The organism is Nocardioides abyssi (assembly GCF_030412915.1).
GTDB classification, from domain to species: domain Bacteria; phylum Actinomycetota; class Actinomycetes; order Propionibacteriales; family Nocardioidaceae; genus Nocardioides; species Nocardioides abyssi.
Genome location: NZ_JAUHJR010000004.1, coordinates 50,740 through 69,982 on the forward strand (window position 1 = coordinate 50,740; position 19,243 = coordinate 69,982).

The 19,243-nt window shown below is 70.5% G+C and carries 20 protein-coding genes; 11 read left to right on the forward strand and 9 right to left on the reverse strand.

Features of this window, described 5'->3' with window-relative positions; genetic code table 11:
• Position 1 precedes the first annotated feature (1 nt).
• Together QWY29_RS11115 and QWY29_RS11120 are read left to right on the forward strand one after the other, a co-directional pair.
• The gene (locus QWY29_RS11115) at positions 2–283 is read left to right on the forward strand and encodes a hypothetical protein (RefSeq protein ID WP_300960853.1); all 282 of its coding nucleotides are present in this window, start codon (positions 2–4) and stop codon (positions 281–283) included.
• Positions 283–945: a TlpA disulfide reductase family protein gene (locus QWY29_RS11120; RefSeq protein ID WP_300961356.1), complete on the forward strand. Its 663-nt coding sequence runs from the start codon at positions 283–285 to the stop codon at positions 943–945. The genes QWY29_RS11115 and QWY29_RS11120 overlap by 1 nt, the downstream gene beginning before the upstream one ends.
• Positions 946–960: 15 nt before the next feature.
• On the opposite strand, the gene QWY29_RS11125 is transcribed toward QWY29_RS11120, so the two are convergent.
• The 4 genes from QWY29_RS11125 to QWY29_RS11140 form a co-directional block, all read right to left on the reverse strand.
• Positions 961–1,689, reverse strand: a complete 729-nt coding sequence (locus QWY29_RS11125; protein ID WP_300960854.1) for a methyltransferase family protein — start codon at positions 1,687–1,689, stop codon at positions 961–963.
• Positions 1,690–1,848: 159 nt separating this feature from the next.
• Complete coding sequence (locus tag QWY29_RS11130) at positions 1,849–2,730, reverse strand: cation diffusion facilitator family transporter (RefSeq protein WP_300961357.1); 882 nt, start codon at positions 2,728–2,730, stop codon at positions 1,849–1,851.
• A 131-nt stretch (positions 2,731–2,861) separates the two neighbouring features.
• Positions 2,862–3,731 (reverse strand): cation diffusion facilitator family transporter, encoded by an 870-nt coding sequence (locus QWY29_RS11135; RefSeq protein WP_300960856.1) that lies wholly within the window; start codon positions 3,729–3,731, stop codon positions 2,862–2,864.
• Positions 3,728–4,102, reverse strand: coding sequence for an ArsR/SmtB family transcription factor (locus tag QWY29_RS11140; protein WP_300960857.1), 375 nt, complete (start codon positions 4,100–4,102; stop codon positions 3,728–3,730). Before QWY29_RS11140 ends, QWY29_RS11135 begins: the two co-directional genes overlap by 4 nt.
• A gap of 502 nt (positions 4,103–4,604) precedes the next feature.
• Between QWY29_RS11140 and QWY29_RS11145 the strand changes: the two genes are divergently transcribed.
• From QWY29_RS11145 to QWY29_RS11155, 3 genes are all read left to right on the forward strand, one after another.
• Positions 4,605–4,841 (forward strand): hypothetical protein, encoded by a 237-nt coding sequence (locus tag QWY29_RS11145; protein ID WP_300960859.1) that lies wholly within the window; start codon positions 4,605–4,607, stop codon positions 4,839–4,841.
• Positions 4,838–5,725: a VldE C-terminal domain-containing protein gene (locus QWY29_RS11150; protein ID WP_300960861.1), complete on the forward strand. Its 888-nt coding sequence runs from the start codon at positions 4,838–4,840 to the stop codon at positions 5,723–5,725. Before QWY29_RS11145 ends, QWY29_RS11150 begins: the two co-directional genes overlap by 4 nt.
• A 118-nt stretch (positions 5,726–5,843) precedes the next feature.
• On the forward strand, positions 5,844–6,317 hold the full coding sequence (locus tag QWY29_RS11155; protein ID WP_300960862.1) for a DUF3093 domain-containing protein: 474 nt from the start codon (positions 5,844–5,846) through the stop codon (positions 6,315–6,317).
• A gap of 536 nt (positions 6,318–6,853) precedes the next feature.
• On the opposite strand, the gene lnt is transcribed toward QWY29_RS11155, so the two are convergent.
• Complete coding sequence (gene lnt, locus QWY29_RS11160; RefSeq protein WP_336621843.1) at positions 6,854–8,662, reverse strand: apolipoprotein N-acyltransferase; 1,809 nt, start codon at positions 8,660–8,662, stop codon at positions 6,854–6,856.
• A 38-nt stretch (positions 8,663–8,700) separates the two neighbouring features.
• On the opposite strand from lnt, the gene resB reads away from it, so the two are divergent.
• From resB to QWY29_RS11190, 6 genes are all read left to right on the forward strand, one after another.
• Positions 8,701–10,431 (forward strand): cytochrome c biogenesis protein ResB, encoded by a 1,731-nt coding sequence (resB, locus tag QWY29_RS11165; protein WP_300960864.1) that lies wholly within the window; start codon positions 8,701–8,703, stop codon positions 10,429–10,431.
• Positions 10,431–11,396, forward strand: a complete 966-nt coding sequence (gene ccsB / locus QWY29_RS11170) for a c-type cytochrome biogenesis protein CcsB (RefSeq protein ID WP_300960866.1) — start codon at positions 10,431–10,433, stop codon at positions 11,394–11,396. The genes resB and ccsB overlap by 1 nt, the downstream gene beginning before the upstream one ends.
• Positions 11,397–11,607: 211 nt before the next feature.
• Entirely contained in the window at positions 11,608–12,318 is a 711-nt protein-coding gene (locus QWY29_RS11175; RefSeq protein ID WP_300961361.1) for a copper resistance protein CopC, read from the forward strand.
• Between the two features lie 89 nt (positions 12,319–12,407).
• Positions 12,408–14,453 carry a bifunctional copper resistance protein CopD/cytochrome c oxidase assembly protein gene (locus QWY29_RS11180; RefSeq protein WP_300960868.1) on the forward strand — a complete coding sequence of 682 codons (2,046 nt, stop codon included), beginning with the start codon at positions 12,408–12,410 and terminating at the stop codon, positions 14,451–14,453.
• Positions 14,450–14,815, forward strand: coding sequence for a BlaI/MecI/CopY family transcriptional regulator (locus QWY29_RS11185; protein ID WP_300960870.1), 366 nt, complete (start codon positions 14,450–14,452; stop codon positions 14,813–14,815). The genes QWY29_RS11180 and QWY29_RS11185 overlap by 4 nt, the downstream gene beginning before the upstream one ends.
• Positions 14,812–15,795, forward strand: coding sequence for a M56 family metallopeptidase (locus QWY29_RS11190; protein WP_300960872.1), 984 nt, complete (start codon positions 14,812–14,814; stop codon positions 15,793–15,795). Before QWY29_RS11185 ends, QWY29_RS11190 begins: the two co-directional genes overlap by 4 nt.
• A gap of 309 nt (positions 15,796–16,104) precedes the next feature.
• On the opposite strand, the gene QWY29_RS11195 is transcribed toward QWY29_RS11190, so the two are convergent.
• The 4 genes from QWY29_RS11195 to QWY29_RS11210 are packed head-to-tail and all read right to left on the reverse strand — an operon-like array spanning position 16,105 to position 18,887.
• A complete protein-coding gene (locus tag QWY29_RS11195; protein ID WP_300960874.1) occupies positions 16,105–16,701 on the reverse strand; it encodes a TlpA family protein disulfide reductase in 597 nt (198 codons plus the stop codon).
• Positions 16,698–17,483, reverse strand: a complete 786-nt coding sequence (locus QWY29_RS11200) for a cytochrome c biogenesis CcdA family protein (protein ID WP_300961362.1) — start codon at positions 17,481–17,483, stop codon at positions 16,698–16,700. Before QWY29_RS11200 ends, QWY29_RS11195 begins: the two co-directional genes overlap by 4 nt.
• 13 nt (positions 17,484–17,496) lie before the next feature.
• Complete coding sequence (locus tag QWY29_RS11205) at positions 17,497–18,267, reverse strand: vitamin K epoxide reductase family protein (protein WP_300960876.1); 771 nt, start codon at positions 18,265–18,267, stop codon at positions 17,497–17,499.
• Positions 18,264–18,887 (reverse strand): DsbA family protein, encoded by a 624-nt coding sequence (locus tag QWY29_RS11210; RefSeq protein WP_300960878.1) that lies wholly within the window; start codon positions 18,885–18,887, stop codon positions 18,264–18,266. Before QWY29_RS11210 ends, QWY29_RS11205 begins: the two co-directional genes overlap by 4 nt.
• Between the last annotated feature and the right edge of the window lie 356 nt (positions 18,888–19,243).

Here is a 19,243-nt window from a genome sequence, read left to right on the forward strand (position 1 = left end):
CATGACCGCGCTACTCCACCGTCCCGAGGTCGCCCGGGCGCTGGCGCCAACGGCGCTGCACCTGGGTCCGCTCCATCCCGTCGAGGTAGCAGCGACCCTCGGCCTGGCATTCGGGCAGTTCCTGGCGCTCGGCGCGTTTGCCGTCCTGCGACGTCCATCGGGTGACAACGGCAACGACAGCGACGACGACAGCGGTGCCGGCGCGGGCCCCGCGCTGGCACCCAGCGGGAACCGGGCCACCGAGGAGCCCGGCCAGGCCAGCCAGAGCAGGACGGATCCGTGATGAACCCCAGTGAGCCGCACGCGCAGCCCACCGCGACGCGCCAGCGACGAGGGCTGCGGCGCCTGGTCATCGCCGCCGGCAGTGTCCTTATTGTCGTGGCGGCGCTCCTGGCGCTGGACCGGGTGTTGGGCACGGGCGCGCCGCTCGACACCGCCGGCGACGGGGACGTAACCGGGACGGCGGGCGGGCCGTCGTTGGGGTGGCGTGCCCCGGCTGAGCCGGTCGAGTTCGTCGCGCCGCCCGGCGACCCTTTGAACAAGCCTGCCGGAAGCGAAGTCAGCGGCGCAGCCGGGTCGCCTGGGGGCCGGCCGCTGCTGGTGAACTTCTGGGCCAGCTGGTGTGTCCCGTGCCGGGAGGAGATGCCGCTGTTGACCGGCATCGCCGGCCGCGGGGACGTCGCGGTGATCGGTGTCTCGGTCGACTGGTTCGCCAAGTACGCCCGCGAGTTCATCGCCGATTACGAGGTGACCTACCCGAACTGGTCGGACCCGGAGACGGCGTACATGCGCTCCCTGGCGCCCGCGGTGAGCCCGAACGGGATCCCGTCGACGGTGCTGGTCGAGGATGGTGAGGTGGTCGCCGCGTACATCGGCCCGTTGGAGTCGGCGGCCGACGTCAGCCCGACCAGGCTCGCCGAGCTCCTCGCCCAGCATCCCCAGTAGCTGGTCGGCCCGCCCTCAGGCGGTTGCGCGCGGCCCGACGGCCCCCGTGTCCGACGTGCGCCCGATACGCCCGATGCCGGGCACGAACCGGCCAACCCGGGCGGCGTACGTCGCGTAGCTCGAGGACGCCTCCTCCACGCTCCCGGTCGGGCTCCCGGTCGCGCTTCCGGTGCGGCCGGCGGGGACTGTCGTGTGGGTGGCGAGCAGGTAGGGCTCCTCGACGACGCGGACCTGCAGCTCGAGGGCGACGAGCAGGAGCACGAACCCGGTCAGGGACACCGCGTTCGGGGTCATTGCCGCGAGGCCGGCGCCGGTGGCGGCCATCGCGGTGAAGATCGGGTTGCGCACGTAAGCGAACGCGCCGGAGGTCACCAGCGCGGTCTGCTCGGAGGCATCGACGCCGATGCGCCAGCTCGCGCCCATCTGGCCCTGCACCAGCAGCGTGGCGACCACCCCGGCGACCGCGACGACAGTCCCGGTCACCGCGACCCAGCGTTGTTCCAGCGCCGCGACCGGGCCCAGGCCGAAGAGGGCTGCCACGGGACCGGCGACCCCGGCGACCAGCGCGACCACGAACCCGACCCCGGCGAACCACTCCACGCTGCCGGGGCGCCCGGAGATGCCGCGGAAGCCGCCGTCACCGGTCGCGCGATACTGCAGGAAGGTTCGCGCCAGGAACGCGAGGGTGAGGTAGGCGCCGTAGATGACCAGGGCGGTGGCCGGCCACAGGGACTGCTCGGACATCGGGAACTCCTTTGGGTTGGGCCCGAGAGGTGGTGAGCCCGCCGGTCCGGCGGACGCGCGCGAGGAAGGTGCGCGGAGCAGGGCGTGCCCGCCAGCGGGCGACTGCTCGACCGGGTCGCGTCGCGGGGGCTTGCCCCAGGGGGTGCGGGGCCGGGGGTTTCAGGCGTGGGTGTGGGGCTCGTGCGCAGCGTGCGAGGCGGCCTCGAACTGGATCGTGGAGTGCTCGACGTCGAACTCGTCGGCCATGCACGACTGGATGTCGTCGAGCAGCTCGGCGAGGTGCCCGTCGTGGAAGCAGGCGTCGTCGACGACGACGTGCGCGGTGAAGACCGGCAGCGCGGTCGCTACCTGGGTCGCGTGCAGGTCGTGCACGCCTTGCACGTGCGGGAAGGACTCCAGCCGGGACCGGACCATGGTCAGGTCCAGATCGCGGGGGGTCGACTCCAGCAGCACGTCGATGGTCTCCCGGAGCAGGCGCAGCGTCCTGGGGATGATGAGCACCCCTATGACCAGCGACGCGATCGCGTCGGCGCGAAGCCACCCGGTGGTGGCGATCACGGCGGCCGCGACCAGGACCGCGACGGAGCCGAGCGCGTCGTTGACGACCTCAAGGAACGCAGCGCGCATGTTCAGGTTGTCGCCGCGGCTGGTGGCCAACAGCGCCAGGCCGATCAGGTTGCCGAGCAGGCCAACGGCGCCGAAGACGACCATCGCGCCCGAGGTGACCTCGGGCGGGGAGATCAGCCGCTGCACACCCTCGACCAGGACGTAGATGCCCACCGCGAGCAGCACCGCGGCCTGCGCGGCGGCGCCGAGCACCTCGGCGCGCCGGTAGCCCCAGGTCCGTGCGGGGGTCGCCGGGCGGCGGGCCAGGACCGCGGCGATGAGTCCCAGAGTGAGGCCGGCGACGTCGGTAAGCATGTGCGCGGCATCCGCGAGCAGCGCGAGGCTGCCCGAGATGACCGCGCCGACCACCTCGACGACCAGCACCGTGACCGTGATCCCCAGGACCAGGGCCAGCCGGCCGCGATGGTCGATCAGGTCAGCGGCGGCGTGCGAATGCCCGTGCTGAGACCGCGCCGACCCCCCTACCGGACCGGCCGCCGGCCCGGTAGCCGACGGGGCGGACGGGCGGTTGGCGTCGCGGCGCTGTGCATCGGTGCCGGTGCCGGTCATCGTGCGCACCCGCATCCCGCACCGCAGCCGTCGTCCTCTCCGGCATCCGACCTACCGCCAGCCGGCATCGCCTGCGGCAGGAGGGCCCGACGGTCTGCCGCAGTGGCAATGTCGGTGGTCTGACAGCATTCGTCCTGGCAGCCGGCACCACACCCGCCACCACATCCGTCCGCGCTTGCTGCGCCGAGGCCGGCGGGGCCGCAGCCGCAGGCCTCACCACGCCAGGCCTCGAGGCCCTCGCGAAGCGCGACGACAGCGATGACCAGCCCCGCGATGGGGTCGGCCCATGACCAGCCCAGCGTCGCGTTCAGCACCAGCCCCACCAGCAGCACCGCGGACAGGTAGGTGCACAGCAGTGTCTGGGTTGAGTCGGCCACCACGGTCGAGGACGACAGTGCTCGTCCGGTGCGGCGCTGTGCGACTGAGAGGAACGGCATCACGAGGAGGGACGCGGCCGCCAAGGCGATGCCGACCGTGGAGGTGTCCGGGTCGCTTCCGGTCGCCAGTGCGCGGACCGACTCGAACGTCACGTAGGCGGCCAGCGCGAAGAAAGAGACCGCCATCGCGCGTAGCGCCTGCCGTTCGCGCGACTCCGGCAAGGCATGCCGGAACTGCCACAAGATGATGAGGCCCGAGGAGACCTCGACCACCGAGTCCAGGCCGAACCCAACTAGGGCGACCGACCCGGCGGCCAGTCCGGCGGCGATGGCGATGACCGCCTCGACGACGTTGTAGGTCACCGCCGCGCCGGCGAGGAGCTGGGCGCGGCGGCCGAGACGTGCCCCCTCCGTGGCGGACAGCGCCGCCCGCGGCGTCGCCTCAACGGTGTCGCTCGCGGAAGTGCTGGTGGTGGCCGGGTTGCTCATCGCTCGTCCTTGAGGGTCTCGGCGCCGTAGTTGGGGCACAGCGCGACCGCGTCCCCGGTGAGATCCAGCAGCTTCTCCGCGGCCGCCCAGACCTCCATCAGCGCCTCGGGGCGTGTCAGGGAGAAGATCGAGGCCCGCCCCTGCGGACGGGAGGTGACCAGCCCGCACTCCTTGAGGCACGACAGGTGCTTGGAGACCGTCGACTGCGCGAGGCCCACGTGGGCCGTCAGGTCGGTCACCCGGTGCTCGCCCAGCGCAAGATGCCGCAGGATCGCCAGCCGCGACGGATCGCTGAACCCGTGGAACAGGGCCGCGGCTGCCAACAGACCCGCGGACTCGGCCGGCCGCTCCTCCAACTCATTTATCGCCATGTGGCGATACTATCGACGCCTGTCGTGGTTCCACAACCCTTCCGCTCAGCGGCGTCTGGATCGAGCAGAACCGCAACCACGGCAACCAGGCCGGGTTCGCCGCGCAAACTGGCAAGGTTCCGCAGCGGCGAGCAACTGCCGTACGTCGGACGGCGACCTCCTGCCGAGAGGCGGCCGACCGGGGTCGAACGAGTGCATGTCGGCGACCAAGAGTTCAGGAGGCCGATACCTGCCCTAGGCCAAGCCCCAGGCGCCGGACTGCCACATGCCAAACACGCGATAGCGTCCGCCAGTCCACCTGGCCGGCACCGACGCGATTCATGTACTAGGTATGATAGTAGTAGGCGAAGTCGACAGCTACCGGGGCATACGCGCGGCTCACGGCTGCGCACCAGCCCCACGACCGCCCCAGCGCCCGACTGCTATGCATGCTCGGGTTCCTTCCGAGGATGAGGAATCCAGATGATCGCGGCTGAGTGCTGCGAAGCCCCAGGAGACAAGCGTGAACGACTTCAATCTGAGCCAGTTCCCGACGCCATCGCAGGGCATGGATCGGCGTTGCGGCCTTGATCGGGGTTTTCGCAGTCCTCGTCGCGCTCGAGGTGGGCGCGTCCCCCTTCTTGGCGGGGCGCTGAGCATGGTCATGAAGATCAAACCCGGCGCGTCGATCAGGGTGCTGACCGACCGCGATTGCAACGCCGGCGGCGAAGCGTCGCTCGTTGGAAAGGACCAGCCGTGACCCAGGGCCGACACAAACGTCAACGGCGCCCCTTGACGCTGAGCCGTCGTGTTTGCGCGCCGCTGGCTGCGAGCGTCACGGTCGCCGTGGTTGCGGTGGGCGCCGTGAGTGCTGCCGACATCCCTGGAGTCGACGACTCGACCGCAACCGCCGCCGGACGTGGCGCCGAACCCGCAGCCATCGGCGCGATCGGTGCGTCCTGGCTCCGTGCCGAGGAACGCCATCAGGTGGTCTCGCGCTCGGCATCGCGACTCGAACGCCAGCCCAGCAGGGTTGATCGGCTGCTGTCGGCCGATGCCACGCGTGCTGCCGTTCGCGGCGCCGACACCACGCTGTGGGCTCGCGCGGACCTGAATCTGTGGGACGCACCCGGGAAGAACGCAGCGCAGATCGGGCTGCTCGAGGCCGGCGAGAGTGTGCTTGTCACGGGGCGCGACTTGTTCGGGCGCGAGGAGGTAGTCGTCGATGACCGCGCGCTGTGGGTCACCGCCGGCTACCTGCAACAAGACGAGCCGGGCCCTCAGCCCCCGGTGACCGGCACGTGCTCGAACGGCACCTCCGTGCCCGCCGCCGTAAGCGCCAACATCAAGGCGGTTCACGGCGCGGTGTGTGCCGCCTTCCCCGAGATCACTACCTACGGAACCCTGCGAAGCGATGGCGAACACGCCCAAGGAATCGCTGTCGACATCATGGTCAGCGGCTCCCGGGGGTGGGAGGTGGCCCGGTTTGTGCGAGAGAACGCCGGCCGTCTCGGCGTCTCTTACGTCATTCATGCTCGAAACATCTGGTCTGTGCAGCGAACCAATGAGGGATGGCGCGGTATGGAGGACCGTGGATCGGTCACGGCCAACCACTATGACCACGTCCACGTGACGACGTACTGATGATCAGATCGCCCGGCACCGCGCGCAGTCCTCACCTTGGCGGGGTGACGCTGAGGGCGTGGAATCGGAGTCTAGGCATGACCGTCGGTGAGCGGACGGCCGGTGGAGGCGTGCGGTGGTGACCGGCGACAAGCGCGCAACGAGGCCCTACCGCGAGCGACTCCGCCTGCCGATGCGTTGGTGGTTGGTCGTGTGGCTGATGTTGGCGTCGTTCTGGCTCGCTCTAGCGGTGGCTGTTCCTCCGGTCGTGCTGTGGGCGTCGACCAGTGCGCTTGTCGCAGCGATCGTTGGGCCGCTCCTTGGGTGGGGTTCGGCTGTGGTCGCTGTAGACGCCGGTGTGTTGCGGGCCGGCCGAGCGCGCATCGACGTCGACCTGCTGGGCGTGGTCACGGCCCTGGATCGCGACGAAACGCGACTGCTGGCCGGGCGGGACGCCGACCCGCGCGCGTACCTGTTGCTGCGCCCGTACCTGGCTGACGCAGTCCGCGTCGGCATCGCGGATCCACGCGACCCCACCCCGTATTGGATGATCAGCACTCGTCACCCGGAGCGGCTCGCCGCGGCAATCACGTCTAGGCGGAGCAGCTCCTAGCTGACCGCGAGGGCCGTGACGTCAGACCACATGACGACCGCCGACGTGGACGAACGCCGGGGTGGCGGTTGCGTCCTGCTTGACGACAGGCCGCGCGGGCGCATCCAGGTGGCCCGCGGGCAACAGCCAGCGCGGGCGGCGCAGCCCGAGGCGGCCGCACCAGACGCCGAAACACCCTTAGGCGGCGATTGCCGCCGCGGCGCGTTCTTGAGGCTGGGGCCCGCGCTCGATGCACCGGGAACCCCGCGACCGCCTCGGGGACCGCGGAGACAGGAAGGCCTAGCCGGTCGGGTGAGCTCGGACCGCAGGAATTCGCAGGGCGCCTACGACCTCCGAGTCGCGGGCGGCTCGGGGCGTCGAAACGACGGCGTCCGATGAGTTCATCAACATCTGGGAGCCGAGGGTGATGACCGCTGCGGCCAAGCGGCGAACGGACGACACCGGTCATCACCGCTCGTCGGCGGACGCTGACGGAGGGTGTGGCGCGTTTGGTCCGGACCAGTTTCGCGCACAATCACGACCTGCCAGGCGAGCCGTCAGCGCCTGGTAGGAGTCGGGCCCGGAGGCCGGCCGCTGAGCAGCCTGCCTGTCTGACGCCACACCCGCCCTGAGGCCGTCAGCAGCGCGACGAGCGCGGCGACGAGCACGAGCCGCGAGGGCCACGCACCCAGCCGGACCGCCCAGGTAGTTCGGGTAGTGGCCGGCACGCTCACCACCGCACTGTGAGCGCCGATGGTCGGCAACTGCTCCGCCACAGTGCCATCGGAGCCGATGACCCCAGAGATGCCGTTGATGGACGCCACGATCACCGTGCGGCCCACCTCCACTGCCCGCGCGCGCGTGATCGCCCACTGCTGCTCCGGTTGCGCAGTGCCAAGGAACATCGCGTTGCTGGTCTGCACTACCGCGAGTTCAGCTCCGCGGGCCACCTGGTCACGAAGCACCTCGTCGTAGGCGACGTCGAAACACAAGGCAACAGCGATCTTGGTGCCGCCGACTGACATCGGTTGCGGCGACGGCCCCGGTTGCATGTCCCGTGGGATCTGCGCCACGCGCGCCGAAACGCGGCTAGCCAGGGACCGAAGTGGCACATACTCCCCGAACGGCACCAGGTGCTGCTTGGTGTACCGCGCCGTCGGTCCGGCGGACGTCCATACGATTGACTGGTTCAACGCCTCATCGGCGCGGGCTCCATCGACGATCGACCCGGCCAGCAACGGTGCGCCGGCCAGTCGGGACGCGAGCTTGAGGCTTTCGCGCGCCGTATGGTCACGGTCAGGGTCGACTGCGGTCGCGTTCTCCGGCCACACCAGAAGGTCGAGCGCGGACGCCGAGACCTTCTCGTTGGCGCCGGCGCCCATCAGGTCCCGTGTCTGCGCAAGGTGGCGAGCCGTGACCGCCCGATGATGTGCGGCCACCTCGGTGCCAGAGCCCGGCACGCCGCCCTGCACGATCCCCACGGTGAGCTCTGAGGCCGCCTGGGCCTGCCCGCCAGGCTGCGTTGCCGCGCCACCCCCGGCCAGTGCGACGATCCCCGCTGCTGCGGTGAGTCCGCGGCGCAGCGGGGAGCTCGGGCTGCCTGCCTGCCGCCACGCCCAGCTCTGCTGACGCAGCCCACCGGAGAAGTTCGACCCCCCATTGCCGCGGACGCGGCCCGCCGCGACGAGTGCGGCCAAGCCGGCCGACATCACGGCGCCCATCAGGGCGATCAGCGTCCCGGTGGCGCTCACGCCAAGCACGCCGAGTGCCGACTGCCACGGCGTGTCAACAGCCGTGTAACCCAACCGAGCCCACGGCACTCCGCCCCACGGTTGAGTCGACCGTGCCAACTCGGCCGCCGTCCACACGCACGCCACCCACAGCGGCGCTCCGGGCAGACGCCCAACGAGCGATATCCCCGCGCCGGCGAGCCCGAGCCAGCCGGCTTGCAACCCAGCGAGCGCTACCCACGCCACAGGAGCGATCGACTCAGCCAGCCACCACAGCGTGATCCCGAAACACACCGCGCCGAAGACCACGCCCATCGCCGCGCCAAACCCGGCCCCTCGGCCCCGGCACGCCCAGAACAACAAGGCGACGCCGAGGGGGGCCAGGAGGGGCACTGACCACGGCGGGGACGCGCACGCGGTCAGCGCGCCGCCGATCGCAGCGACGCCGACGCAGACAGGTTCGGACAACGGCGCGTCGCGGTGGAAGGGCGCAGCGTCACCGCGCCGCGACGTCGCCCTCGCCCCTGCTTGGGGCGGCTCGGCCGCGCGTCGTCTCCCGCCCCACCTTCCCGGCCGGGACACCCCTGGCGCCGCTGCCGTCCTCGGCGCCGTCTTGCCACCCGCCCCCGATGCCACCCCTCCACCCTTCTACTAGGGCAGATAGTATGTCGGGGATGGGTGATGAAGGCGCGTACCCGCTGAACAGTCCGAGCAGCGGCGCCGACGCGACCAAGGACGAGACCGGGCGAGCCGCCGGCGCCGACCGGAGTGAGCTCGACCAGCCCGATGGGCGAGACGGCCGGGGCCCCGCCGTCGGCCCCGATGACTCTGGGGGCACCGCGGCCACCGCAGCCACCGACCCGCACCCGCCACCGGGAGAACTCGTCGCGTGGCTGCGATGGAGCTGGCGACGGTTGACCGCCATGCGCACGGCCGTGGTGCTGCTGATCCTCCTCGCGCTCTGCGCCATCCCCGGCTCCCTGCTCCCGCAGCGCGGAGTGGCCAGCGACCCCGCGGCGGTCCCACAGTACTTCCGCGACCATCCCGACCTAGCCCCATGGCTTGACCGCCTGTGGCTCTTTGAGGTCTACAGCGCGCCGTGGTTCGCTGCCATCTACGTCCTGCTGCTGATCTCGATGATTGGCTGCGTGCTGCCGCGCTGTCTCAAGCTGTGGCACGAGTACCGCGCCGCCCCGCCCGCAGCGCCGCGGCGCCTGTCCCGTGAGAGCCATCACCAGCTGGTTCAGGTCGCCGACGCTGACCTCGCCCTGGACGCCGCCTCCGACGCGCTGCGCGGCCGACGATTCCGCGTCGCGGTCGCCGACGGCGAGGTCCGCGCCGAGAAGGGCCACCTCCGCGAGCTCGGCAACCTCGGCTTCCACCTGTCATTGCTGGTCCTGCTGGTCGGTGTCGCCGGCGGACGACTGTTCGGCTACGAGGGCCGCGTCGCCGTCGTCGAAGGCGCGACCTTCACCAACGTCGCGTCCTCCTACGACGCCCTGACCCCAGCGCCCTGGGCGGATATTGCAGATCTGGAACCGCTGGACTTCACCCTGGAAAGGTTCGATGCCTCCTTCGAGACCAGTGGCCCTCGCTTCGGGGAGCCGCGCGACTTCGAGGCGGCCGTGGCCTACCGCAGCCCGGAAGCCGGTGACGGCACCTTCGCGATCCGGCCCAACCGCCCTCTTGACGTCGACGGCACGAAGTTCTTCCTCACCGGTCACGGCTACGCCCCCGAGCTGACGGTGCGGGACGGGGAGGGCAACGTGGCGATGTCGGGGCCCACCATTTTCCTGCCGATGGACCAGAACTTCACCTCCGACGGCGTCATCAAGGTTCCCGACGCCCGGCCGGCGTCGTTAGCGCTCCAGGGCTTGTTCTTGCCCACTGCGGTCCGCGGCGCAGAAGGTTTGGACACCTCGGCCTACCCCAACGCAGTGAACCCCCGGGTTCAGCTGGCAGCGTTCACCGGCGATCTTGGCCTCGACGAGGGCGCCTCGCAGTCGGTGTTCACCCTCGACGTCGACGACCTCGAGAAGGTCCGCGAACCCGACGGTGAAGTCTGGCGCGTCTCGCTGGCGCCCGGACAGACCGCCGAGCTGCCCAACGGGCTTGGATCGGTGACCTTCGATGGGGTGTCGCGGTTCGCCAACTTCCAGGTCGCCCGAGACCCCGGCAAGGAAGTCGCCCTGTTCGCTGCCGTGCTGCTCCTGCTCGGGCTCACGATTTCGTTGGGTGTGGCGCGTCGACGGCTGTGGGTGCGCCGGGTCGACGCGGTCACCCTCGAGGTCGGGGCCCGGTCGCTGGCACGTCGGCCGGTGCCCGCCGAGGAAATCGAGGCGATCGTCGCCGCAGCCACCGCCGCAGTCATCCCCGCAACACCAGCAACGAAGGACCCTGCCTGATGACCTCCGCCGCCGACCTCGCACGACTCTCCGATGCCTTGGTCACCATAGCCCTGGCCGCGTTCGGGATCGCTTTAGTCGCGTTCGCTGTCTTTGGTGCCTTGGCCCGTCGCCAGCCTGCCGCAGAACCGGCCGCCGCAGCCGCCGCCGCCGCGCAGCCCACACAGCAGCTAGCCGCACAACACAACCTCGACGCGACGGCAGCCTCGGGCCGCTCGGGCCGCTCAGGCCGCGTCGAGCGAGCAGCGACGGTGATCCTCGCGTTCGCGACCGGCGTGCTCATCGCAGCCGTCGTCTGCCGCGGCCTCGCCGCCCAGCGGGTGCCGTGGGGCAACATGTACGAGTTCGGACTCACCGGCTCAGCGACCGCCGCTGTGGTGTTGGTGGGCAGTGTGCGCCGGCGCGCCGTCGGGCAGTTGGCGGCCTGGGTGATCGCGCTGATCCTCATCCTGCTCGGCGTCTCGGTGACCTCGCTGTACACCCCGGTTGATGATCTCGTACCCGTGCTGAACTCGCGGTGGCTGGTCGTCCACGTCGCTGCTGCCATCGTCGCCGGTGCCCTGTTCTGTGTGGGTGCGGTCGCCACCGTCGCGCACCTGGTGAGCGACAGCAGCCGGCGCCGACGCGCCCCGGGCGCCGCAGGCAACGATGCGGGCACGTCGGACACCTTCGCCGACTTCGCCGGAACCGTGCACCTGGTGGCGTTCCCGATCTGGACGTTCGCGGTCATCGCCGGGGCGGTGTGGGCCGAGAACGCCTGGGGCCGCTACTGGGGCTGGGACCCCAAGGAGACCTGGGCCTTCATCACCTGGGTGTTCTACGCAGCCCACCTACACGCCCTGTCGACAGCGAAGTGGCGTCGCCGCAGTGGCTATCTGGCCCTCGCGGGCTTCGCAGCGTTCCTGTTCAACTTCTTTGGAGTCAACATGTGGATCCCCGGCCTGCACTCCTACGCAGGGGTATGAGGGACATGAGTGCCACCTCCCAGACCCTGTCCACCGTGGTCATCGGCCTGTTCACACTCATCGCTACGGCTCTGGCGATGTACTGGATCGCACGAGGCCGGCGATGACGCATCCCGCGCCGACGACGGCCATGCCCCCACATCCTGCAGCCACCGCCCGCCCAGCGACGGCACTGGTAGTCCGGAGGGCAATTGCGGGGGCTGCGGCAGTGATGTACCGCTGGCTGGACGAGCACCGACAGCTGCGGCGGACGCTGGCCGGCACCGCGCTGGCTGGTGCCGTTCTGATCGGGGCATTGGCGCCGGCAGCCGCCCACACCGCACTGATCTTCATCGACCCGGCCGACGGCGCCCACGTGCCGGACCCACCAACCACCATCACCCTGGTCTTCTCCGAGCAGATGACGCCGGACCTGAGCACCGTCGCGGTGCGCGTCGACGGCGGGCCCGCGGTGCGTGCGCAGGTACAGCGGGGGGCCAACACCAGCACGCTGATCGCCACGATCCCCGATTCGCTTAACGTCGCCGCAGACCGGGCCCAGGACTGGACGGTTGTCTACCGGGTGGTCTCGCGTGATGGACACCCGGTGACGGGCCAGAGCACCTTGAGGGTCGCGGCCACCCAAACGCCCGCCGGTGACAACCCCAGCAGCAACCCCGGCAGCAACTCCGCCGACAGCCCCAGCGAAAGTGCCGACGGCGCTCGGACCAGCAAGGCGCCGGCCGCCGCAGGACCGCCGAGCACACCGGCGCCCTCCAACGCCGACGAAGAGCCAACCTCTAACCCCGGCGCCGCCGAGACCCCGTCCGGCTCGACTGGCACGCCCTGGGCTGCGGTGCTCTTGGCCGGCGGAACACTGGCAGTCCTGCTGGTGCTCGCCGTGCTGGCGGCGGTTCGCCTGGCCCGCCGGACGGACCAGTGACCACGTCGCCTGCCCGCCTCGGCGAGTTGGGGGCTGGCCGACGTCGCGCCCCGATCTTGCTCGGCGGGCTCCTGGTCTGGGCTGTCGCGGTGACGCTGCTGGCCGCCGGACTCTCCGGCGGACTGGCGCCCTTGGGCGTGCCCGGCCTGCCCGACCCCGGGGTTGTCACCCGGGTCGCGCTACCGACGGTGCAGGTGCTGCGCGACCTGGTCGCGATGGGTGCGGTCGGCGCCCTGGTGGTGGCTGCGACCTGTGTCCCGCCGGCGCACCCGGGCAAGGACGAGAACATGGTGCGAGGGGTACGAGGGCGGCTGGTGCTGGTCGCACAGCTGTGCGCGACCGCCTGGGTTGTAGCCGATGGCGCGCTCCTTGCCCTGGTTTACGCCGACACCTCAGGCGCCACCCCCCGCCAGGCCGGGTTCTGGAACGAGGTCGTGTTCTTCGCTCGTTCCTATGAGCTGGGCCAGTACCTGCTCTGGGGTGCCGCACTGGCCGCGGTGGTCGCGGTGGGCTCCGCTGTGCTCCAGCGGACCCCCACCCTTGGGCTCGTCGCCGCGATCGCCCTCGTGGCGCTGTGGCCAATCGCGCTGACCGGGCACGCGGCCGGCACGCTGAACCACGACGACGCCGTGAACCTGCAGATGATGCACCTCGTCGGCATCAGCGTGTGGTTCGGCGGGCTCCTAGCCGTTGCGCTGATCTGGCGGCAGCTCGGACCGAGCCTTTCGAGTGTGGTTCGCCGGTACTCGGTCCTGGCCGGCTGGTGCCTGGTGCTCGTCAGCGCTTCTGGACTCGCCGGCGCCTGGCTTCGCCTCCCCAGCCCCGGAGCGGTGTGGTCGTACTACGGCGCGCTGCTGGCCGCGAAGGTAGGCGCCGTGGCGTGCCTCGCCGCAGCCGGATGGTGGCACCGACACCACGTCATCGACCGGCTCGACCGGCTCGACCGGACCGGACAGAAAGCTGACATCCGCGGCGAGGGCGGCGCCGGGAAGGGCATCGGCGGCGTTTTCGCGCGCTTGGTCGTCGTTGAGCTTGTCGTCCTGGCGGGCGCCGCCGGCATCGGCGTCGCCCTGAGTCGTACCGCACCACCCGCCCCGGCAGGCGGTCAGGAACCCCTGACGACCGCGCAGTCCATGCTGGGCACAGCCATGCCGCCGATGCTGGACGCGGCAGGCTGGTTCACCCGTTGGAGCCTGGACACGCTGTTCTTGCCAATCGCGGGCGGCGCCATCGCCTGGTATCTCGTCGGCGTGCGCCGGCTGCGTCGACGGGGCGTGGCCTGGTCCTGGCTGCGCACCGCCTCGTGGGTCACCGGCTGGTTGTTGTTCATCTGGGCAACCAACGGCGCCCCGAACACCTACGGGCGCGTGCTGTTCAGCATGCACATGGTCCAGCACATGACCATCGCCACGGCGGTGCCGACGTTCCTGGTGCTGGGAACACCGGTGACGCTGGCACTGCGGACGCTGCGCCGCCGCACCGACGGCTCGCGCGGCCCACGCGAATGGCTGCTGCAACTAGTCCACTCCCTGCCCGCACAGTTGCTCGGCCATCCCGTGGTGGCCTCGGCGCTCTTCGTCGTCGGCATGGTCGCGTTCTACTACTCCTCACTGTTCGAAACGTCGCTGGAAGCGCACACCGCCCACGTGCTGATGACGGTGCACTTCATGGCGTCGGGATACCTGTTCGCGGAGGTGATCGTCGGCGACGACCCCGGCCTACAACGGCCCCCGTACCCCTTGCGAGCGCTGCTGGTGATGATCACCTTCGGGTTCCACGCCTTGTTCTCGGTCACGCTGATGTCCAGCAGCCGCATCCTGGCCGAAGTCTGGTTCGCAGCACTCGGACGAGACTGGGGCGACACCCTGGCCGGCGACCAGTACCTCGGCGCGTCCATCGGGTGGGGCATGGGCGAGTACCCCCTCTTGGTCATGGCGATCGCGCTGCTGATCTCGTGGGTTCGCGCCGATGGGCGCGAACGGCGGCGATTCGACCGGCGCGAGGACCGCGAGAACGGACGACAACTGGCGCAGTACAACGACTACCTGCGCCAGCTCTCGGCAGCGGGCAAGCAGTCGTCACCGCCTACCATGACAAGCAGCGGTGAGACGACGACGAAGGAGAGCAGCGGATGAGACAGCTCGGACAACTCGAGGCGGCAGTCATGCAGCGCCTGTGGTCATGGAACCGTCCGGTCTCCGTCCGCGACGTGCTCGAAGACCTCGTCCAGGAACGCCCCTTGGCCTACACCACGGTCATGACCGTCATGGACAACCTGCACTCCAAGGGTCTGGTTCGCCGCCAGAAGCACGGCCGGGCCTACCTCTACGCTGCCACCTCGACACGCGAGGAGCACACCGCCGAGCTGCTGGGGCAGGTGCTGGCCGACAGCACCGACCGCAGCGCCACGCTCCTGCGGTTCGTCGAGACACTCGACCCCGGCGAGGTCGCGCAGCTGCGGACAGCGTTGAGCGAACGCGCGGAGGAACCCTCATGACCGCCGCGCTGCTCCTGGCGGCCTACGTGGTGGCCGCCGGCAGCGGCGGCGCCACGGCCCTGAGCCGGTGGACCTGGATCAACCGCGCCCCCCGCTGCGGGATCCTGGCCTGGCAGGCGCTGTCGTTCTCCGTCGTCCTGGCCGGGTTCTTAGCCGCTGTGGCACTGGCGCTGCCGTTCTTGCCGCTGCGATACGCCGTCGCCGACCTGTTCGGAGCCCACACGCTCACGGTGATCGAGCACTACGCGACCCCGCTGGGCCCCTGGCCGGGCATCGCTGCGCTCACCGTCGTCGCGTTCCTCGCCACCAAGCTCGCCCTGACCACCGCCCGGCGGATCCGCCGGGCCGACCAAGCTCGCCGGGCCCAACGCAAGGCGTTGGCGCTGGTGGGTCACCAACACCCCGAAGGTTTCATCGTCATCGAGCACGCCGAGCCGGTGGCCTACTGCCTGCCCGGCGGTGCTGGCCATCCGGACCGTCACGGCACTGTCGTGCTCTCGACCGCGGCGCTGGCACTGCTAACCGACGACGAGCGACACCTCGTCCTGGGCCATGAGCGCCGTCACCTGCGCGCACGGCACGACCTCGCCCTGGCCTGCGCGGACGCCCTGCGCACCACCTTCCCGCGAGTTGCCGTCTTTGCGGCCGCACACCGCGAGATCGCGGTCCTCGTGGAAATGGCCGCCGACGATGCCGCCTCGACCGCGCGCGAGCGACGCACCCTCGCCCAAGCGCTGGTCGCTCTCGGCACGGGTACGCGACCCGAGGTCGCCCTGGGCGCCAGCGACACCGCCGCAGTCCAGCGGGTTCGACGGCTCACCGCTCCGGTCCCACGCCGCCGCGCAGGTCAAGGATCGATGGTCGCCGCAGCCGCGCTCGCCGTGCTGTCGTTGCCGGTTTCGATCGCCTTGGCCCCCGCCGTCGAGGCCGCGACACGCGACTGCTGCGCCATCGCGCCGCTGGCGATCGAACCCTCCTGACCTCTCGGCCCGGCCCGACGGAGGGCTGGCGCGCCCACGCCGGGTACCGACCACACGTCCACTTCGTGCGTACCGCCCCCGGTCCGCCGCGCGGCAGCCGACAACTCACCTGCTCAGCGGGGTCGTGGCGCGCCCCCGTCGGGCACGCGCGGGAGGCAGCGTCTGCGTCGCGGGGCCTGACAGCGAGCGACCACCCTGCAGGACGTCTGCAACGAGAAGTGGCAAGCCGGACGATGGTGCGGGCCCTTGTCGCGGGCCCGAGGTAGCGGGCCTGACGTAGCGGGCTGGTCCGACAACCGGACGTACCCGTCAACGCGGTGAGGTAGCGACGACCTCGTCGATGAGACCTTCCAGCGTGGACCGGTCAACCGGTCCGACCACCCGAGCGGCTACCGCACCTTCTGCGTCCAACACGACGGTTGTTGGCACCGCGGCTGCGGTCAAGGCCCCGTTGAACGCCAGAATCGCCTCGCCACTGTCGTCGGGATGCACGCTGTCGTAGGGCACCTCGAACTTCCGCTCAAACGCGCGGGCGGCGTCGGGACTGTCCCGCACGTTGATGCCTACGAACCTCACCCGCTCGCGCGCCGCTGACGCGGCCGCCACGAGGTCCGGCGCCTCTGCGCGGCACGGCCCGCACCACGACCCCCAAACGTTGACGACGGTGACCGTTCCGATCAGGTCGTCCCTGTCGAGCTGGGCGCCGCCGAGCGTACGGACCGAGAACGGCTCCAACTCGACGCGGTCCTGGGCGTCGTAGAGCTGAACGACACCACCTTCGGGACCACCCGACGCCCCCTCGGGCGATCGGTCGGGCCAGAACATCACCAGGACCAGGAGGATCACCAGCGTGCAGCCGAACACGCCGGCGAGGATTCCTCTGGTTCGCGCGGCGGAGGCGCTCACAGCGGCGCCTGCCAGCCAGCAACGACTGCCTGTAGCTGGGCGACCAGCTCCGCCCACACCCCACTCACCTGCAACACCCCGACTCCAATCAACAGCAGTCCACCGCCCCGGGTGATCCACCTCGAGTGCGCCCCGACCCAGCGAAACAGCCGCATCGACCGCGTCAGGGACACCGCCGCCACAAGGAACGGCACTCCCAAACCGAAGGCGTAGAACAACGACAGGACCGCGCCTCGCGAAGCGGTCGCCGAGGTGGTCGCCAACGTCAATACCGCCGCCAGAGCCGGTCCTACGCACGGGGTCCAGCCGACACCGAAGGCCGCGCCTAGCAATGGCGCACCCCACAGGCCGGCCCGGGGCGCCAGACGAGGCCGGACGGTGCGGCCCAGCACCGGAAGCTGGCCAGCGACTCCGGCGAAGAGCACGCCGAGCAGGATGGTCAACGCCCCAGATACGCGCCAGATGAGGGCCTGGTTGGTTGCCAGTTGCGCGCCGATCGAGCCAAGCGCCAACCCGTAGCTGGCGAAGACGACCGCGAACCCCAGCACGAACAAGCCGGCGCCGGTCACCGTGCGCCACCGACGTGCGGGGCGACCCCCGCGCAGCTCGCGCGTCACCTCCGACTCAGCGCCCGCCATGCCGGCCACGTACGAGAGGTAGCCCGGCACGAGCGGCAAAGAGCACGGGGTGAAGAACGACAGCAAGCCCGCCGCCAGCGCAACCGGCAACGCGATCAGCATCGAACCATCGAGGATGGCGCCCTGTGCGCCGCCAAGATCCATCGTCACCGGCCCCTCACACCAGCGTCGACCAGTACGACCAGAACCGCACCCCGACGAGCGCAAGCACGCCGAGGACAACCAGCAGCAGAATGGGGGCGTGCCAAGCCTGGACCACCCGCAGCGCCGGACTCCGGGCCAGGCGCGCCCCGAAGACGCCGGACTTGGCGTTGCGCAACGTCAGGTACCAGAACATCGGCACCACCACCGCCCACACGACCATGCAGTAGGGGCACAGGGCGCCGATGCGGTACACGCTCTGGAAGACCAGCCACCCCACCAGCGCCAGTGCCGCGGTTACGCCCAGCTGCAGTCCCAGCCAGTACCAGCGCGGCAGGCGTGCCCCCGTGAGAAGGACGACCGCGGTGGTGACCACGATCGGGAACAGGCCCACGCCAAGGACCGGGTTGGGGAAACCCAGCAGCGATGCCTGGCTTGAGGCCATCACCGAGCCGCAACTCAGCACCGGGTTGAGGCTGCAGGACGGAACGTAGGTCGGATCCTCGGCCAGGCGCAGCCGCTCGACGAGCAGCACCGCCGAGGCGACCAGCCCGAGCGCGGCGCCGACCAACAAGCCCCACGCCAGGCGCCGATCGTCGGCTGCGTCGGCGACGCCGGCGCGCGCGCTCGCGAGCCCCGGGTCGGCGTCCGCCCGAACGGCGCGAGGTCGACCTGGCCGACCAGTAGCCGAGAGGGGCTTGCTGGACGCGGCGCCCGCCGACGAGGGCCAGGCGCCCTGATGCGACGAGCCGAGCCCGGAGCCGCGCCCCGGGCGGTCGTCGGTCACTTCTTGATCGCCTCATCCAGCGCGGTGTGGAAGTCCTCGATGCTCTGCGGCTGGAACGGCTGACCGTCGATGTAGAACGTCGGCGTGCCCTGAACGCCCAGCGCCAGCCCGTCGTCGACGTCGCGCTGCACCCGGTCGGCCACCTCCTTGGAGGCGTAGTCGGCGTCGAACTTTGCCATGTCCAGGCCCAGGTCCTCGGCGAAGCCGCGGAACAGGTCGTCATGGGGCTCTTGAGCCTCGCCCCACGAGGACTGGGTCTCGTACATCTTCGTGTACAACGCCTCGAACTCGCCCTGGCGTGCCGCGGCCTCCACGGCACGAGCGGCGCGTTCGGCGTTGAAGTGGCCCGGGAGCGGGAAGTAGCGCACGACAAAAGTCACCTCGCCGGCGTACTTCTCTCTCAGCTCCTCCACGACCGGGAACGCCGCGCCGCACGCCTCACACTCGAAGTCCAAGAACTCCACGAACGTCGTACCGCTGGTCCCCTTCTCGCCGAGGATTCGGCTGTCCTCGCGGACCACCGCGCTGGCCTGTTCCGGGCTACTGACCGGTCGAGGCCCATCGCTCTCGCGCTGCTGGGCGACGAAGAACACCGCGACCATCGAGACGATCAGGGCCACGGCAGCAACAGCCGCAACCTTCGTTTGTGTGCGCATTGAACCTCGACACCTCTCCGTGATTACTACCGCGCATAGTAGCAATGCGGGTGGCGGGCAGCCCGGCCACCAGAGGTAGTCGCCGGAGCGTCCGGGCTCGAGGTCCGCGCACGCGAGCGCCGCGCACCCCCAGCCGACCCCTTGGGGGTGGTGGACACGCCTTTGCGCGACAGGGTGAGGCAGCAGCGCCCAGGCAACGTCGTCGACGCACCGATGTTGAGACGAAAACGATCCCGTGTCCTAGCGGAGCAGGGCACTGGATCGCGTCGAGACAATCGAGGCCGCAACTATTCGCGTCGCGCTGAGCCGGTCCGCCCGAG

Bases quoted from the DNA above. Each gene is read 5' to 3' on its own strand.
- QWY29_RS11200 (WP_300961362.1), bottom strand. From the start codon at position 17,483: ATGGATCTTGGCGGCGCACAGGGCGCCATCCTCGATGGTTCGATGCTG.
- QWY29_RS11140 (WP_300960857.1), bottom strand. From the start codon at position 4,102: ATGGCGATAAATGAGTTGGAGGAGCGGCCGGCCGAGTCCGCGGGTCTG.
- resB (WP_300960864.1), top strand. From the start codon at position 8,701: ATGGGTGATGAAGGCGCGTACCCGCTGAACAGTCCGAGCAGCGGCGCC.
- QWY29_RS11190 (WP_300960872.1), top strand. From the start codon at position 14,812: ATGACCGCCGCGCTGCTCCTGGCGGCCTACGTGGTGGCCGCCGGCAGC.
- QWY29_RS11185 (WP_300960870.1), top strand. From the start codon at position 14,450: ATGAGACAGCTCGGACAACTCGAGGCGGCAGTCATGCAGCGCCTGTGG.
- QWY29_RS11175 (WP_300961361.1), top strand. From the start codon at position 11,608: ATGTACCGCTGGCTGGACGAGCACCGACAGCTGCGGCGGACGCTGGCC.
- QWY29_RS11125 (WP_300960854.1), bottom strand. From the start codon at position 1,689: ATGTCCGAGCAGTCCCTGTGGCCGGCCACCGCCCTGGTCATCTACGGC.
- QWY29_RS11115 (WP_300960853.1), top strand. From the start codon at position 2: ATGACCGCGCTACTCCACCGTCCCGAGGTCGCCCGGGCGCTGGCGCCA.
- ccsB (WP_300960866.1), top strand. From the start codon at position 10,431: ATGACCTCCGCCGCCGACCTCGCACGACTCTCCGATGCCTTGGTCACC.
- QWY29_RS11135 (WP_300960856.1), bottom strand. From the start codon at position 3,731: ATGAGCAACCCGGCCACCACCAGCACTTCCGCGAGCGACACCGTTGAG.
- QWY29_RS11120 (WP_300961356.1), top strand. From the start codon at position 283: ATGAACCCCAGTGAGCCGCACGCGCAGCCCACCGCGACGCGCCAGCGA.